At 43.5% G+C, this 13,758-nt stretch carries 15 protein-coding genes; 2 read left to right on the plus strand and 13 right to left on the minus strand.

Going from position 1 to position 13,758, the window contains the following annotated elements:
* Positions 1-5: 5 nt before the first annotated feature.
* From B4Q04_RS05590 to B4Q04_RS05635, 10 genes are all read right to left on the minus strand, one after another.
* On the minus strand, positions 6-404 hold the full coding sequence (locus B4Q04_RS05590; RefSeq protein WP_013993480.1) for a hypothetical protein: 399 nt from the start codon (positions 402-404) through the stop codon (positions 6-8).
* A 164-nt stretch (positions 405-568) separates the two neighbouring features.
* Entirely contained in the window at positions 569-1,033 is a 465-nt protein-coding gene (locus B4Q04_RS05595; RefSeq protein WP_088696215.1) for a DUF1801 domain-containing protein, read from the minus strand.
* A 2-nt stretch (positions 1,034-1,035) separates the two neighbouring features.
* The gene (locus B4Q04_RS05600; RefSeq protein WP_088696216.1) at positions 1,036-1,407 is read right to left on the minus strand and encodes a VOC family protein; all 372 of its coding nucleotides are present in this window, start codon (positions 1,405-1,407) and stop codon (positions 1,036-1,038) included.
* A gap of 83 nt (positions 1,408-1,490) precedes the next feature.
* Positions 1,491-2,462, minus strand: a complete 972-nt coding sequence (locus tag B4Q04_RS05605; RefSeq protein ID WP_088696395.1) for a 2-hydroxyacid dehydrogenase — start codon at positions 2,460-2,462, stop codon at positions 1,491-1,493.
* Positions 2,463-2,653: 191 nt separating this feature from the next.
* Positions 2,654-4,006 (minus strand): magnesium transporter, encoded by a 1,353-nt coding sequence (gene mgtE, locus B4Q04_RS05610; protein WP_013993484.1) that lies wholly within the window; start codon positions 4,004-4,006, stop codon positions 2,654-2,656.
* Positions 4,007-4,175: 169 nt separating this feature from the next.
* Complete coding sequence (gene rsmA / locus B4Q04_RS05615; protein ID WP_088696217.1) at positions 4,176-5,039, minus strand: 16S rRNA (adenine(1518)-N(6)/adenine(1519)-N(6))-dimethyltransferase RsmA; 864 nt, start codon at positions 5,037-5,039, stop codon at positions 4,176-4,178.
* 9 nt (positions 5,040-5,048) lie between these two features.
* On the minus strand, positions 5,049-5,351 hold the full coding sequence (locus tag B4Q04_RS05620; RefSeq protein WP_013993486.1) for a gamma-glutamylcyclotransferase family protein: 303 nt from the start codon (positions 5,349-5,351) through the stop codon (positions 5,049-5,051).
* A 19-nt stretch (positions 5,352-5,370) separates the two neighbouring features.
* The gene (locus tag B4Q04_RS05625) at positions 5,371-5,682 is read right to left on the minus strand and encodes a DUF4286 family protein (RefSeq protein WP_013993487.1); all 312 of its coding nucleotides are present in this window, start codon (positions 5,680-5,682) and stop codon (positions 5,371-5,373) included.
* Positions 5,683-5,695: 13 nt separating this feature from the next.
* Positions 5,696-7,360: a S41 family peptidase gene (locus B4Q04_RS05630; protein ID WP_088696218.1), complete on the minus strand. Its 1,665-nt coding sequence runs from the start codon at positions 7,358-7,360 to the stop codon at positions 5,696-5,698.
* Between the two features lie 34 nt (positions 7,361-7,394).
* Complete coding sequence (locus B4Q04_RS05635) at positions 7,395-9,179, minus strand: tetratricopeptide repeat protein (protein WP_013993489.1); 1,785 nt, start codon at positions 9,177-9,179, stop codon at positions 7,395-7,397.
* Positions 9,180-9,384: 205 nt separating this feature from the next.
* Between B4Q04_RS05635 and B4Q04_RS05640 the strand changes: the two genes are divergently transcribed.
* Positions 9,385-9,696 (plus strand): hypothetical protein, encoded by a 312-nt coding sequence (locus B4Q04_RS05640; RefSeq protein WP_013993490.1) that lies wholly within the window; start codon positions 9,385-9,387, stop codon positions 9,694-9,696.
* Between the two features lie 56 nt (positions 9,697-9,752).
* Here B4Q04_RS05640 and serS read toward each other — a convergent pair whose 3' ends face one another.
* The gene (gene serS, locus B4Q04_RS05645) at positions 9,753-11,024 is read right to left on the minus strand and encodes a serine--tRNA ligase (RefSeq protein ID WP_013993491.1); all 1,272 of its coding nucleotides are present in this window, start codon (positions 11,022-11,024) and stop codon (positions 9,753-9,755) included.
* A 79-nt stretch (positions 11,025-11,103) separates the two neighbouring features.
* On the opposite strand from serS, the gene B4Q04_RS05650 reads away from it, so the two are divergent.
* Positions 11,104-11,481 (plus strand): VOC family protein, encoded by a 378-nt coding sequence (locus B4Q04_RS05650; RefSeq protein ID WP_013993492.1) that lies wholly within the window; start codon positions 11,104-11,106, stop codon positions 11,479-11,481.
* Here the strand turns inward: B4Q04_RS05650 and B4Q04_RS05655 are convergent.
* Both B4Q04_RS05655 and B4Q04_RS05660 read right to left on the minus strand, forming a co-directional pair.
* Positions 11,468-12,808 carry an HTTM domain-containing protein gene (locus tag B4Q04_RS05655; RefSeq protein WP_088696219.1) on the minus strand — a complete coding sequence of 447 codons (1,341 nt, stop codon included), beginning with the start codon at positions 12,806-12,808 and terminating at the stop codon, positions 11,468-11,470. The genes B4Q04_RS05650 and B4Q04_RS05655 overlap by 14 nt on opposite strands.
* Positions 12,809-13,735 carry a bifunctional riboflavin kinase/FAD synthetase gene (locus B4Q04_RS05660; RefSeq protein ID WP_088696220.1) on the minus strand — a complete coding sequence of 309 codons (927 nt, stop codon included), beginning with the start codon at positions 13,733-13,735 and terminating at the stop codon, positions 12,809-12,811.
* Positions 13,736-13,758: the final 23 nt, after the last annotated feature.

Consider the following 13,758-nt stretch of genomic DNA (forward strand, 5'->3'; position numbering starts at 1 on the left):
GTTCATTATAGGCTTTTAAACCAGTCTTGAAAGTATTCGCCCACGACCGCTGTTGGGGCCATTTTATTGTTGGCCGCATTGATCAGGCTCATCACGATCAATACCAAACCGATTACTGCAGCGAAACAGCCTATGATGGGAATAAAGGCTAAAAGAATGGTAAGTAGCCAGATGCCCAAGGTCTGCCGGATATAGAAACTTCCGAACTCTGTTTTGTTCTGTGAGTTCATAATCAGCGCCGCGATCCATCCGATTATGGTAATATGGGCGATGATGGCTACAATCTTTCCGCTTTCGGGCTGGTTTGGGTCAAAAGTTTCCTTGACTTCTTCCTTAAATTCATTGGCGGCTTTTTTTGCTTCCTCTGCAAAATCTTTTCCGAAATCTTTTTTTTCTTCTGACATGGTTATAGTTTTTTTTGAGCAGTTTGTTTCTATAAAATTAAGGGATAATGAACTTATAAAAAAGCCTGTTTAATGGTTTTCCTAGCTTTGTTTAGGGGTGCTTTTCTTGTCGGTAAATATGTTTTTTTTGCCTCGTTAATGAAAACCTCCGGTTGGGGTCGGGCTTACTTATTTTTGGGCCTTAGGGCGTTCTCGTACAGTGCGATCCAATCGTCAACGGACATCTTTTTACAAAGTTCGGCAATGAGGTCGTAAGGTATGTCGTTCATCGATTTAAAACGGATGCAGCTTTTTCCCATGTCCAATTTCCGTTTGCAGTGTTTAGGGTATTCGGAAATAAACCAACTGTATAGTTTGTGGTCGGCATAAATGGCCAAATGGTACAGTGCAATAAAGTTCTTTTGTGAGGCCAGGTTTATAAAGGGAAGTGGAAGTTCAGGATTGCAATGATAGCCATTTGGATAAGCGGAATGGGGAACCACATAGCCAAGCATGCCGTAGCTCATTTGTTCTTCGAAGCCTTTGGGCAGGTGGTCCAAAACGGTCTTTCGAAGCCGGGAAAGGGCTTCCTGTCGCTCTTCCGGTAGTTGGGCAATATATGCTTCCGGCGTATCGGCCTTGTGTTTCATCATTAAAGGTGTTGGTCTACTAGAATAGGGTTGCCGTCAGGGTCTTTGAGCATAAAACTTGCCGGGCCGGTACTTTGCTCATCGGCTTCAGTATCTAGTGTGATGCCTTGGGCCTTGAGTTGTTTTTGTAGGTCTCGAACGTCGGTAAAGGTGTCAAGCTTTTCCGCATCGCTATTCCAGCCGGGATTAAAGGTGAGGATGTTCTTGTCGAACATACCTTGAAAAAGGCCCACCGTAGCGTCACCATTTTTCATGATCAACCAGTTTTGGGAAGCATCTCCGCCGAAAACGGAGAAGCCCAAGGTTTCATAAAATTGTTTTGACACCTGAATGTCCTTGACATTCAGGCTTACCGAAAAGTTACCTAAGTGCATCGTTTTTTGATTTTATGATGAATAAACTCAACGTTTCACAATCCGATGGGGGTACTTTACAGCGTGGATTATAGTCTTCTAAGTTAGCAAAATTTTGCCTTAATCTTGTCGACTACCGTTTGGGCCAGTTTTTCGAGACTTTCTACCGTCCATCCAGCTACGTGGGGTGTCAGTACGACATTGTCGGCTTGGATCAGGTATTGAAAGGCCTCGGGCATTCCGCTAAGGTCTGCGGGGGTGTTGTTGTCATTGGCCGTGGTTCCGAACATGTTCTCGAAGGAAGCCTTTTCGTATTCAAGGACGTCTAGACCCGCACCTAGCACTTTACCCGACTTAAGGGCCGAAACTAAATCTTCGCTTACGACCGCCTTGCCCCTTGCCGTGTTCAATAACCAAAACGGATTGTGGAATTTTTCTATAAACTCACTGTTGATCATACCGATGGTAAGTTCGGTTTGGGGTACGTGTAAGCTCAAGACGTCGGTACGCTGGTGTAACTCCATGATTCCTACTTGACGGGCATTTTCGTCGCCCACGCCACCTTGAAGGTCGTAACAGATGACCTCCACGTCAAAGCCACGGAGCTTTTTGGCAAAGGCCTTGCCCATATTGCCATATCCGACAATACCAACCGTCTTGCCGTCTAATTCTATACCGCGGTTGCCCTCACGGTCCCATTTGCCTGAACGCACTTCTTTATCGGCTTTTTGGAGTTTGTTGAATAGGGAAAGTAACATGCCCAAGGTATGTTCCCCAACGGCATTACGGTTGCCTTCCGGCGCCGCGGCCAAAAATATATCGTTGGCTTCGGCATGGCGTACGTCAATATTTTCTAGACCGGCACCCAGCCTACCTATGAATTTGAGCTTACGGGCCTTGTTTAGAAACCCACTGTCAATGCTAAATCGACTGCGGATAATAAGTCCGTCGTACTCATGTATTTTACTTTCGATTTCCGCTTTGGAGGAAGTGTAGTCTTCGTCATTTTGAAAACCAAGTTCGTTAAACTGTTCTATCAGTAAGGGGTGGTTTACATCTACATGTAAAATTTTCATTTTTTCAGCCATAGTTGTATGGGCGTTGCGCCTTTTTATAAGTGTTCGTATAAGCTATATCCCCACCGTATGAAGAAAGCCTATGTGTTCGGTTTACCTAAGATGGTTTTGTCTTGATTCGAATGGAGAGGAGAGATGTGTCCTATATTCCATTGAATAGCCTACGAAGGTACTAAAATAGATGATTTGCCTTAGATGCCCAACACCATTTTTGCTATGGAAAAGTAGATAAGGATGCCGAATATGTCGTTGCTGGTGGTAATAAACGGTCCGGTTGCTATTGCAGGGTCGATGCCGCGTTTGTGCAGGAATAAGGGGATAAAGGTGCCTATAAAGCCCGCAACTAGGATGACCGCTACCAAAGATAGGCAAATAGACAGGGAGGTAAGGAAGTCTCCCTTCCATAGCCAAGTAAAAAGTAGTAAGATCAAAGCTAGGATGGTACCGTTTAGAAGGGCCAATAGCATTTCTTTTATCAAACGGTTTCCTACACTGCCCTTTAAGTCGTCGTTGGCAAGACCCTGAACCACGATTGCACTCGATTGTACTCCTACGTTGCCCGCCATTGCGGCAATTAAAGGGGTAAAGAAGAACAGCACCGCATGTTTGCTGATCAGTTCCTCAAATCCGCCCATGATACCTGCGGCCCCAATACCACCGACAAGTCCCAAAAATAGCCAAGGAAGCCGTGCGCGGGTGAGTACCCAAATACTATCATCGGCTTCTACGTCTTGTGAGATACCCGCCGCCATTTGATAATCTTTGTCGGCCTCTTCACGGATAACATCTACAATATCATCAATGGTAATACGGCCTACCAAACGTCCGATTTCGTCAACTACGGGAATGGCCTCCAAATCGTATTTAGACATGATCTTGGCTACTTCTTCGGGTTTTTGGTTGACGTTTACCGAATCGACTTTTGGGATGTACACCTCGCTGATATGGGTTCTGGTGGAGGTGGTCAGTAAATCTTTTAATGAAAGGCGGCCTTTGAGTTTATCTTCATCATCTACTACGTAAATGGAGTGGACCCTAGTGACGTTCTCGGCCTGTGCGCGCATTTCTTTTACGCACTTGAGAACATCCCAACTTTCCCTGACCTTTACGAGCTCTTTGGCCATTAGGCCCCCTGCGGAATTCTCATCATAGCGCAAAAGGTCTACGATGTCTTTGGCGTGCTCTCGGTCTTCAATTTCGGAAATGACCTCTTGGATAATTTCGTTCGGAAGCTCCCCGATAATATCGGCGGCATCATCGGTGTCGAGTTCATCGAGCTCTTCGGCAATTTCCTTGGCCGAAAGGTTGTTAAGGATATATTCTCGAACATCTTCGTCAAGTTCCGTCAGAACATCGGAGGTCTTATCGCTTTCAAGAAGCTTGATCAGGTAGGTAGCTTCGTCTTCGTTTAACTCATTGATGATTTCCGCGATATCGGCGTAATGTATATCTTCCATCAGGTTTACCAATTCGGTATCCCTTCGGGATTCTATAAGCTGCTCGATCTCAGCTAGGAGTTCATCTGTGAGTTTAAACGGTGTCATTTTATGCTATCATAGAAAACGGTAAAGAAGAAACTGCCGCAAAGCTAAAGAAAAACGACTAAAGCGTTGTGCTCTTTACGATTTCTTAGCACGCTTTATCAATAAAAATTCCGTTTTAGTGCAGGGCAATGCCAATATCTCTTCTTGAAAGTGATAGCCGAAGCAATCGCTATGCCATATCAGCGGCTATTTTCTTGGTCAATGCGATAAAATCGTTTACGCTAAGCTGTTCAGGGCGTTGGTCAAAGAGGGTGTCGCCCTTGAGTTCGGGAGATAGATCGAAAGTCTTTAGGCTGTTGCGAATGGTCTTTCTGCGTTGGTTAAAAGCGGCTTTCACTACCCTGAAGAACAATTTTTCGTCGCAGTCAAGGGTAAAGTCCTTTTTGCGGACCAAGCGGAGTACGCCCGACTGCACTTTTGGAGGAGGGTCAAATACTTGGGGAGGTACCGTAAACAAATATTCGGCATCGTAATAGGCCTGTACCAATACCGATAGAATGCCATAGGTTTTATTGCCTTCCCCTTCGCAAATACGTTGGGCCACTTCTTTTTGGAACATACCTGAAAACTCGGGTACCTGTTCCTTTAGTTCCAGCATCTTGAAAACGATTTGGGTAGATATGTTGTAGGGGAAGTTTCCTGTTATGGCAAAGGGCTCATTGCCGAATACATCCGATAGGTCGTATTTTAGGAAGTCGGCCTCAACTACTTGTAAAGAGCCTTTTCCGGCCATGGCTTTAGGGTGTTCCAAGGGAAAACTGTGGTTAAGGTAGACGATGGAATCGGCATCGAGGTCCATGGCAACAAGGTTCATATCGCGCAAGAGCAAATGTTTGGTGAGCACGCCCGTACCCGGACCTATTTCCACTACATTTCTATAGCCTTCCAGGGAAAGGGTGTCCGCAATTTTTTTGGCAATCTCCTCATCCTTTAAAAAGTGCTGGCCTAAATGCTTCTTCGCCTTTACGGGACTATCTTCTTTCCAAGACTTTGTGGAGTGTTGTTCGTAACGTTTCTTCTTTTTTTTGCCCATATTTTTCTTTTAAGCCCTTATATAAACCCAAGCCGTCTTGCCCGATTTTAAACCGACTTTCTTTTTCTTGTATGCGGCGCCTTCGTATTGGTCCGCCTTTGTCAATTCGTTTTGTTCTAATTCGTAAACCACGCCTTCAATACGGTCTTCCGTACTGTTTGTTTCTTCGGCAACCAGGTATCTGCCCATTATTTTTTCTGGGGAAATACGAAAACCGTTCAGCACATCGGGACTTCCCTCCAGGCTGCGCCCGAAAACCTGTTGTTGTATATACGGGTCTTGAAGGGTTCCGTAAGTGAAGAGGTGTGGCATTTTTACTGGAGCTGAATCGTTAGTGTTCACTTACGATTTCCATCTCGGTCCTGAACGAAACGAATTTGTTCGGAAACCGTTTATGGGCATCTTCACGCAATCTGGGTGCGTCTTCCGCATAATAGCTTTCCAGTACTTCCTTGCTCAAGGTGGTGAACTGAACCGAGTAGCTGATACCTCCCATTTCTTCTTCTACCAATATCTTGCTCATCTTGGCGTTCAAGAATTTGCCGGTGGCCAATACATCGGGTATGTGCACTTCACGCATCCATATAAGCCATTCGTCATGCACCGACTCTTCTATATTGGTTGTTACATTGTATATGTACATAGTGTTGGTTTTTTTAGTCTTTTAGCAAATCTAATGCCTTTTCCAATACCTCGTCCCTTCCTTCTTGAATACCTGCGATAGTAGGTTTTACTTCTACATCAATTTTTACGCCAACTCTCTGGGTTTTTGTTCCATCAGGATAAAAAATACCTGTCCCGGAAATTCCTGTTTTGAAACCGCCTACGAATCCAATTGGGCTAACATTTCCATCGGCAGCACAGGTTTGGCTGCCAATTGTCATTACATTGTCGTATGTCTGAAAAGCCATGGTGGTAAACTCGGCACGGCTGATTGTCTGTGAGTTGACCAACAGAATAATTTTGCCCTTATAGTGTTCCTTAGTTTTATTGGAGCCTCCGCATTTTAGTGTTTTTGTCCACTTAAACCTACCTGGGTAACCCAAATCTGGAACTACAATTTTCACAAATTCTTTTGGACTGCTGTTCAGGTAATTTGCTATTAGGTACATAGTGCCTTTAGGATAATTTCGGATATCAAAAATGATAGCTTTTTTGTCTATTAAACTATCCATCATTTGCGAGACGTCCTCTTGGGTAATTTCTCCCATATTTACGTAACCAATAGTATTGTTGAGTATTTTATATTTTTTCTTTGTGGGTTGCTCGTAATTAAAGTCTTTAAACGGGTACCTTCCTATTTTTTTGGTAATGGGTTTTCCATTCCTTAGTAATTCTACCGTGACCGAATCTGTACTGCCATTAAAAATTTTGTTCCGGGCAAAAGCCAGCTTAGCGGCATGGTTGGAGCCTTGTATATAGTTTTTTCTTTCTTCAAAAACATCAATAACGTTCTGTCCGTTCACTTTGCTAATGACATCTCCAATTTTTAAATCGTTTAGTCGGGCCAATGAATCGTTAAAAGGTCTTACGATTACAGCTTTATTGTCGATTATCCTGTGGGTCACGGGAATGTAATTATTCCCAAAATATTCATTTAGTGTGTCTGTACTTAAACCCGCGTGGCAATCATCAATATGTACCACTAGTTCTAGCATAGCCAAATGGTAATCCAATTCAGATTCGGGGTGAAGAAACTTAGGCAGTATTTGTGTTAATACATCGTTCCAAGGGGTGTCCATTTGATACTTGTATGGAAAAAAATACGCAACCGTATTCCAATATCTGAATAAGGCTAGTAGCCTTAAGTTCTTATCTTTCCATAGGAAGTTTGGGTATTCCGGTTCATTTTGGATAATGATATTTTGTGCCTTTGTTGTCTTTTTAGCTGTGGTCACGTAGTATTGCTTGCCTTGAAACCTATTTGTTTCTATAAACCGGAGTTTATCGGAAAGCTGTTTTGAAAAGAGCTGGTTATCCTGTATCCACGATAGATCAAAGTTTTTATTGAAACGGGCCGTAGATGTGGGCGTTTGGCAAGACTTGCAGGGTTTTATTTCACCGAGTGAACCTATCCAATCTATTAATACTTGTGATAGTTCTTCCTTGGAATTGGTCTTTTCCGTTCTAGCCAGAATTGTGAATAACTGCTCGTCCCAATTGAATTTTCCTTTGGCTACATTGGGGTGGTAATATTTTAGGAAACCCCAGACTTTGCCGACCGAAGCAAGTTTTTCGGTTTCGTTCAGTGGGGTGGGTTTTGCTATCACCTGACCCGAAAAAAATAGTGTAATTAGAAAAATCAAAGTGAATCTGCCCATGCTCTATTGTTTGTGTTTGCTTTAGATAACTATCTCAGTTCACGGCATCACCTCGCAACATTCTAAAATTCTTTCGCGCTTGTGGAAAATAATAACTGTCTTGGTAGTTATAGATAATTTTCTCGTAGTGCGTTTTGGCTTTTTCGGGTTGGTTCAGTTTGTTTCTATAGAGTTCGGCGAGTTTAAAGTGCGCATCGTCAGCCAGTATACCGTTGGCGTAGAACTCGATTATTTTTAGGTAGTTGTATTCGGCCGCTTCGTAGGCTTTGGTGCGTTCTAAGAGCTCGCCTTGCTTTAAAAGGGCCTCGTCTTCAATTTTTTCGCCTTTATGGTTTTTTAAGATATCGTCAAGTTCGGTGATGGCCTCTTTTGTTTTGTTCTGATAGGCGAGCAGGTCGGCCCGGGCGTATTTTTTTAGGGCGGTCTGTGTAGAGTCTTCCAGTGAATTGTCTGAAATCAATAGGCTCAATTGCATGGCGTCGTTGGCAATAAGTTGTGAAGTGGAACTCCTCAATACTTTTAACTGGGTAAGGGCCCAATCAAAATCGCCCTTGTAAAAACTGGTCTGTGCCACTTTGTAACGTGCATTTTGCCCTAAGACGTCGTTTTTAAGGTTCTTTTGTATTTGTGAAAAATAGATGAGCGCTTCGTTAAATCGCCTGTCAAAGACCAAGATGTCGCCCAGTGCGAGTTTTACGAAGGCTTTGCCCCGGTTGTTCAGCGGTAGCTCAAGACTTTGTTTTAAGACTTGTACGGCTTTTTCGGGATTCTCTTTTTTAAAGGTGAGAAAGTTGGCATAGGCCACCTGTAACTGAAGGGTCTGTGCCTTGTATCCGTGAAGCGCTATCAGCTCGTCAAATTGCTTTTGTATCTCTTCAAGCGCTTTTTCCGAAGGGTCTAAAAGCTGGATGTCTATTAGATTGAGCTGGGCGTTGAGCTTGGTTATGGCATCGGCGCTGTTATCGGCTATATATTGAAAAATTTCTTGGGCGGTATCGGTTTCGTTGTCCTCTAGGGTAATGTTTCCGAGGGTGTTGAGACGTTGGGTATTGGCGCCTTCCATACGTTTGTAAATAGCCTTCTCTTGCCGAAAGGCACTGCCGTATTGTTTCTGTTGCACAAAGAGCCAGCTTAAAAGTTCGTTCCAAAGGATATTGGGGTTTTTCTGGGCATTCTGCAACAGTGTTTTTTTGAGAATGAGGTTGTTCTCGTTTTCGGGATCGGCAGTAATAAAATCGTCAATGCTCCGTAGTACGTTCGATTTTGAGGTTTTTCCCTCGCTGATCAGGTTTAAATACGAAACGTACATTTTTTCAATATTGCCCTGTTCCCCATAAATGCGGGCCATTTGATAATTATAATCAAGTTGGGGATTGAGTTCCATTGCCTTGTTGTAGGCCTTGAGGGCCTCGTCGAGCAAGGCGTATTTTTGAAAGCGATACCCTATGCCATAACCGTAATTGGGGTTTTGGTCTATTTGGGAGATTGCTTTTTCGTAGTATTCCTTGGCCTTTTCAGGACGGTTCTGCAGGGTGTAGTTATATCCCAATTCTATGAACAAGGTGGGGTAGACATGGGGTTCTTGAATTTTTTTTAAGAGAAATTCCTCTGCGTCCGTATATCGTTCCAGTTGCTGGTAGGTGGCTATCAGGCCTTCGGTGTAGTCTGTTCTACGCGGATTTTTCTCCACTAATTTTTCGTAGTAGATCACCGCTTTTTCAAAATCACCATCATTAAAATACTGTTTCGCCAAGAAGTCTTCTTGGGCTACAGCGGAAAATGTTATAAGAAGAATGGCGATAAAGTAGAGAGCCTTCATGTATGAAATTTAACAAATTTAAACTAGCCTGGGAAAAGAATCTGTTAAGGGGATTATAATTTGGACATATTTAAGCTTTAAAAGCAATTTACTCCATTCCGTACAATATTGAAAGCCGTTCGTACAATGTTCCTATGGTCTCTTTTTGATTTGTAATATATTTATAATCAATGTATTGATTGTTTAATTTTTAAAATTTAAAAACATGGCGGTTTTTGTAAAAAATTGTGAGCGTTACTCGGCCTTTCTATATCCGAACGGGAGTAATTCCGGAAGAATTAATTTGTATTGTGCCGATGGGAACAAGCTGTATCTTCTTTTTAAAAACGGTGCCCTGCCGGCCAATAGCTATGATGATAGTACAAAATCAGGAGTGGGTTATGAGCCTATGGACCGGTTCAGCGATTATTTGGATCTGATCAGAAACGAAAAACCGATTTGGGTTACGTTCAATACTTCGAGAAAAACCTATGTGGTCTATACTTCAGGAGAAGAAGTAGGGGAAGGGGAAATGTAAACGAAAAAAATAAAAATCGGCCAGAAGCAAATATGCCCTGGCCGATTGTAATACGCTTAATCTATACGGTCAAATCCGCAATAAGGCACCAAAACTTCGGGAATCTGAATTCCGTCGGGAGTTTGGTAGTTTTCCAAAATTCCGGCTAAAACCCGGGGTAGGGCCAAGGAACTTCCGTTTAGGGTGTGTGCCAGTTGGCTTTTTCCGTTTTCGTCTTTATAGCGAAGCTTTAATCGGTTGGCCTGATAGGTTTCAAAATTAGATACCGAACTGATTTCCAGCCATCGGTCTTGCGCCGTCGAGAAGACTTCAAAATCATAGGTAAGGGCCGAGGTAAAACCTAGGTCGCCGCCACAAAGCCTAAGGATGCGGTAAGGTAATTTGAGTTCCCTAAGTATATTTTTTACGTGTTCTACCATGCCATCCAAGGCGTGGTACGAATTGGCCGGATTTTCTACGCGGACAATTTCAACCTTGTCGAATTGGTGCAGGCGGTTCAGGCCGCGAACATGCGCTCCATAACTTCCGGCTTCCCTTCTAAAACAAGGGGTGTAGGCGGTATAGCAAATAGGAAAATCGCTTTCTGCGACTATCTCGCCACGAAAAAGGTTGGTTACCGGTACTTCCGCAGTAGGGATGAGGTATAGGTCATCTTCTCCCACGTGGTACATTTGGCCTTCCTTGTCGGGCAACTGTCCGGTTCCAAAGCCGGAAGCTTCGTTCACCAAATGCGGTACTTGCATTTCGGTATAACCGGCTTCTGTATTTTTATCGAGAAAATAGGAAATCAGGGCACGTTGTAAGCGCGCACCTTTTCCTTTGTAAACGGGAAAGCCGGCGCCGGCAATTTTTACGCCCAGTTCAAAATCGATGATATCGTATTTTTTTGCCAGTTCCCAGTGGGGAAGGGCATCGGTGTTCAAAACGGGGATTTCACCTTCTTTGAAGACCTCTTCGTTGTCTTCGTCCGTATTGCCCGAAGGTACCGATTCGTGCGGAACATTGGGTATTTGGTAAAGGGCCCTTTGCAGTTCTTCGGCAATGGTGTTGAGTTCTTCGCCCAGCTTTTTCGAATCTTCCTTTAGGGTTCCTGTCTTTTCTTTAAGGGCATTGGCTTCTTGGGCCTTGCCAGTTTTAAAGAGTATGCCTATTTCTTTGGAAAGTTTATTGCTTTCCGCCAAGGTGTTGTCCAAAGCAGTTTGTGTTGAACGTCTCTTTTCGTCCAATTCCAATACTTCATCAATCAATGGTGCGGCATCTATATTGCGCTTTTTCAATGCGTTTATGATGTCGTCTTTTTTGTCTCTAACGACCTGTAGCTGTAACATTGCTCTTAAATTTAGTCTGCAAATTTAAACTAATGATTAAAAACCAATACATTTACGGCCGTTATAATCTTATTATTTTATGGTTTTTGAACATTTTGCGCTCAACGTTACCGAAATACATAAAAGGGTAGACTGGTTTGTTGTGCATTTGGGGCTACAGGTCGTGGTGGCCCAAGAAAAATCGCCTTTTATGACCTTTTTGGCCGATACTACGGGCAGGGTCATGTTAGAGCTGTACCAAAAAGAGGAAGAGCCCCTGAGCAATTTTAAGGAGCGGCATCCGGCCACCTTTCATGTAGCCTTCGTTTCCGATAATGCCGAAGGCGATAAACTAAGGCTTGTGGCCGAAGGAGCCACGCTTGTCGAAGAGGTAAAAAGGGAAGGGCTACATTTAGTAATGCTTCGTGATCCTTGGGGCATGCCCTTGCAATTATGCCAGCGTGCTAAAAAGTTTTAGGCACTTTTTCTGCGGTAGGTGAGGGTAAAATCCATTCATTATGCCAAAAATAATTCCATTTTGCACTGGCCAGATCTACCGTCGGGTCAATAAAGGCACGGTACGGTTTTCCGTTGACACTTACTTTCGAGTTAAGGGCGTATACCGCTATGTCTTTTCCTTTTTCGGCATATTCCTTTTTTAACCTTTGGGCGAATTGCCAGATAAAATCGGGGTAGCCTCCAATTCTTCTTTGTTGTTTTTTTGTAAGGTAATCTTTTGTGTTGATGGTCGTTTTTTCTCCGTTTTCCTTGTCCACTACCTGAAATTTGATGCTTCCGGAACGACTTCTTAGCATCATGCGCCAACTGAGTCTATGGCCTTCTTCGGTCCATAGTACATCGTCTTTTATAAAGTGATGCCTGATAGGAAGCGCCAATTGTACCACGAAATATAGGCCTCCCAAGATATAGACCGTGTTTCTGAAAGAAGGCACTTCGATTTTTTGCAAGAGGTAGGGAGGCTTCTTCTTGAAAAAAATACGGCGTATGGTCTCAGGTTCGAAAAAGAATACGGTAAATGCCAGCGATAAATAGGGGAATATACCGATTTGAAAAACTATGGAGTTGAACAGATGGAAAAATACGGAGGCGATAAACGCTATTTTTCGTGTAGGCTTCCATAGAAGGGCCGGTACGACCAGTAAGTCGAAAAGAATACCGTAAACGCCCATAATCTTGTGAATGAAGGGCTCTTGCAAAAGCTCTCCTATAATCGGGTAACTGGCTTTGTTGAGCATCAGGATACGGATAATCCCGAAATCTAACCAATCCCCGTAGAGCTTGGCAATCGAAGCATAGGTGTATACGATAAGCAATTGAAGGACGATGGCCCATTTAACATAGGCGAACATGCTGTCACTTTTTAATCCCCGATTGCTCCGTAGGTCGAAAGAGTGGCTTCGGTGTGCCGGAAGAAAGCACATGATGAATGAAATGAGTATTAGTAGGTAATAGTGGTTGTTGTACGATGTTTTTTGCATGAGGTAGACGCCGGTCCATAGCAGGGTGAAAGAGATGATGCTCAAACGGTATTTGTAGCCGAGGGCCACCATAACGCCCAGGGTACCCATGATAAAAAAATAAACATACATGCCGTAACCGGGTAGGGGCTGTAGCCAGTCGAAGCCGATAAAGTTGAAAGTGAATTGGGGTTCGACCAAGGTTCGTTTGATCCAGCCTGTAAGTATGGCACCGTAACATTCTAAGGAAATGAGTATTCCGAAAAATATACGGAAAATGATCAAGGGGGAATTATCGATTTTCGAAAAAAGAAAACGATTCAACATTTATTTAGGGATTAACGAAAACGATGTCTGTTTGTCTTTTTCCAGCTGACGCTTTAAGGCTTCGACCGATTCAAATTTGTGTTCATCGCGTATGCGGTGTAAGATGTCGATCTGTAGTTCTTGTCCGTAAAGGTCTTGATCAAAATCGAAAAAGTTGATTTCAATGGTCTTTTCCTTTCCTTCTACGGTAGGGTTGTACCCAATGTTCATCATACCGAAGACGGTTTTGCCCATCAAGTTGCTTTGTACTACATACACCCCGTTTTTGGGTACCAGCTTGTACGTTTCGGGAATATGGAGGTTTGCCGTAGGAAAGCCGATCTGCCTGCCTAGGCCCTTTCCTTTTTGGATGCTGCCCGTAAGCATATAGTTGTAGCCTAAATAAGTGTTTGCCGTGGCAATGTCCCCTGCTTCGAGTGCCTTTCTGATTTTGGTGGAGCTTACCGATACGGCGTCTATTTCTTGGGCCGAAATTTCCTCTACCTCAAAATTGAAGGTAGAGCCGAACGCCCGTAGGTCGGTGATGTTCGCGTTGCGGTTCCTGCCGAAACGATGGTCGTAACCAATGATGATTTTCTTGGTGTGCAATTGATTGACCAGATTGTCCCTGACGAATTCAGTGGCCGATAGCCGAGAAAATTCTTGGGTGAACGGATGGATGATAAGTAAGTCTAGGCCTAAAGCTTCAAGGATTTTTGTTTTTTCGGCTATAGTGTTGAGTAACTTGATGTTGGTATCTTTTTGTAAGACCATCCGCGGATGCGGAAAAAAGGTGAGTACCGTAGACTTGAGATTTAGGGCCACCGCGGTTTTGATAAGCCGTTCTAGAATTTCCCGATGACCGATGTGCACACCGTCGAAAGTGCCTATCGTAATGGCAGTAGGGTGTAGTTTATCGTATTTGGAAATGCTTTGGACTGTTACCACCTAATAAAAATAATAAAAAGACT

It is taken from the genome of Zobellia sp. OII3, assembly GCF_002211465.1.
In the GTDB taxonomy this organism is placed as follows: domain Bacteria; phylum Bacteroidota; class Bacteroidia; order Flavobacteriales; family Flavobacteriaceae; genus Zobellia; species Zobellia galactanivorans.

Excerpts from the sequence above, each read along its gene's own strand:
- B4Q04_RS05590 (WP_013993480.1), bottom strand. The coding sequence starts at position 404 with ATGTCAGAAGAAAAAAAAGATTTCGGAAAAGATTTTGCAGAGGAAGCA.
- B4Q04_RS05595 (WP_088696215.1), bottom strand. The coding sequence starts at position 1,033 with ATGAAACACAAGGCCGATACGCCGGAAGCATATATTGCCCAACTACCG.
- B4Q04_RS05600 (WP_088696216.1), bottom strand. The coding sequence starts at position 1,407 with ATGCACTTAGGTAACTTTTCGGTAAGCCTGAATGTCAAGGACATTCAG.
- B4Q04_RS05605 (WP_088696395.1), bottom strand. The coding sequence starts at position 2,462 with ATGAAAATTTTACATGTAGATGTAAACCACCCCTTACTGATAGAACAG.
- mgtE (WP_013993484.1), bottom strand. The coding sequence starts at position 4,006 with ATGACACCGTTTAAACTCACAGATGAACTCCTAGCTGAGATCGAGCAG.
- rsmA (WP_088696217.1), bottom strand. The coding sequence starts at position 5,039 with ATGGGCAAAAAAAAGAAGAAACGTTACGAACAACACTCCACAAAGTCT.
- B4Q04_RS05620 (WP_013993486.1), bottom strand. The coding sequence starts at position 5,351 with ATGCCACACCTCTTCACTTACGGAACCCTTCAAGACCCGTATATACAA.
- B4Q04_RS05625 (WP_013993487.1), bottom strand. The coding sequence starts at position 5,682 with ATGTACATATACAATGTAACAACCAATATAGAAGAGTCGGTGCATGAC.
- B4Q04_RS05630 (WP_088696218.1), bottom strand. The coding sequence starts at position 7,360 with ATGGGCAGATTCACTTTGATTTTTCTAATTACACTATTTTTTTCGGGT.
- B4Q04_RS05635 (WP_013993489.1), bottom strand. The coding sequence starts at position 9,179 with ATGAAGGCTCTCTACTTTATCGCCATTCTTCTTATAACATTTTCCGCT.
- B4Q04_RS05640 (WP_013993490.1), top strand. The coding sequence starts at position 9,385 with ATGGCGGTTTTTGTAAAAAATTGTGAGCGTTACTCGGCCTTTCTATAT.
- serS (WP_013993491.1), bottom strand. The coding sequence starts at position 11,024 with ATGTTACAGCTACAGGTCGTTAGAGACAAAAAAGACGACATCATAAAC.
- B4Q04_RS05650 (WP_013993492.1), top strand. The coding sequence starts at position 11,104 with ATGGTTTTTGAACATTTTGCGCTCAACGTTACCGAAATACATAAAAGG.
- B4Q04_RS05655 (WP_088696219.1), bottom strand. The coding sequence starts at position 12,808 with ATGTTGAATCGTTTTCTTTTTTCGAAAATCGATAATTCCCCCTTGATC.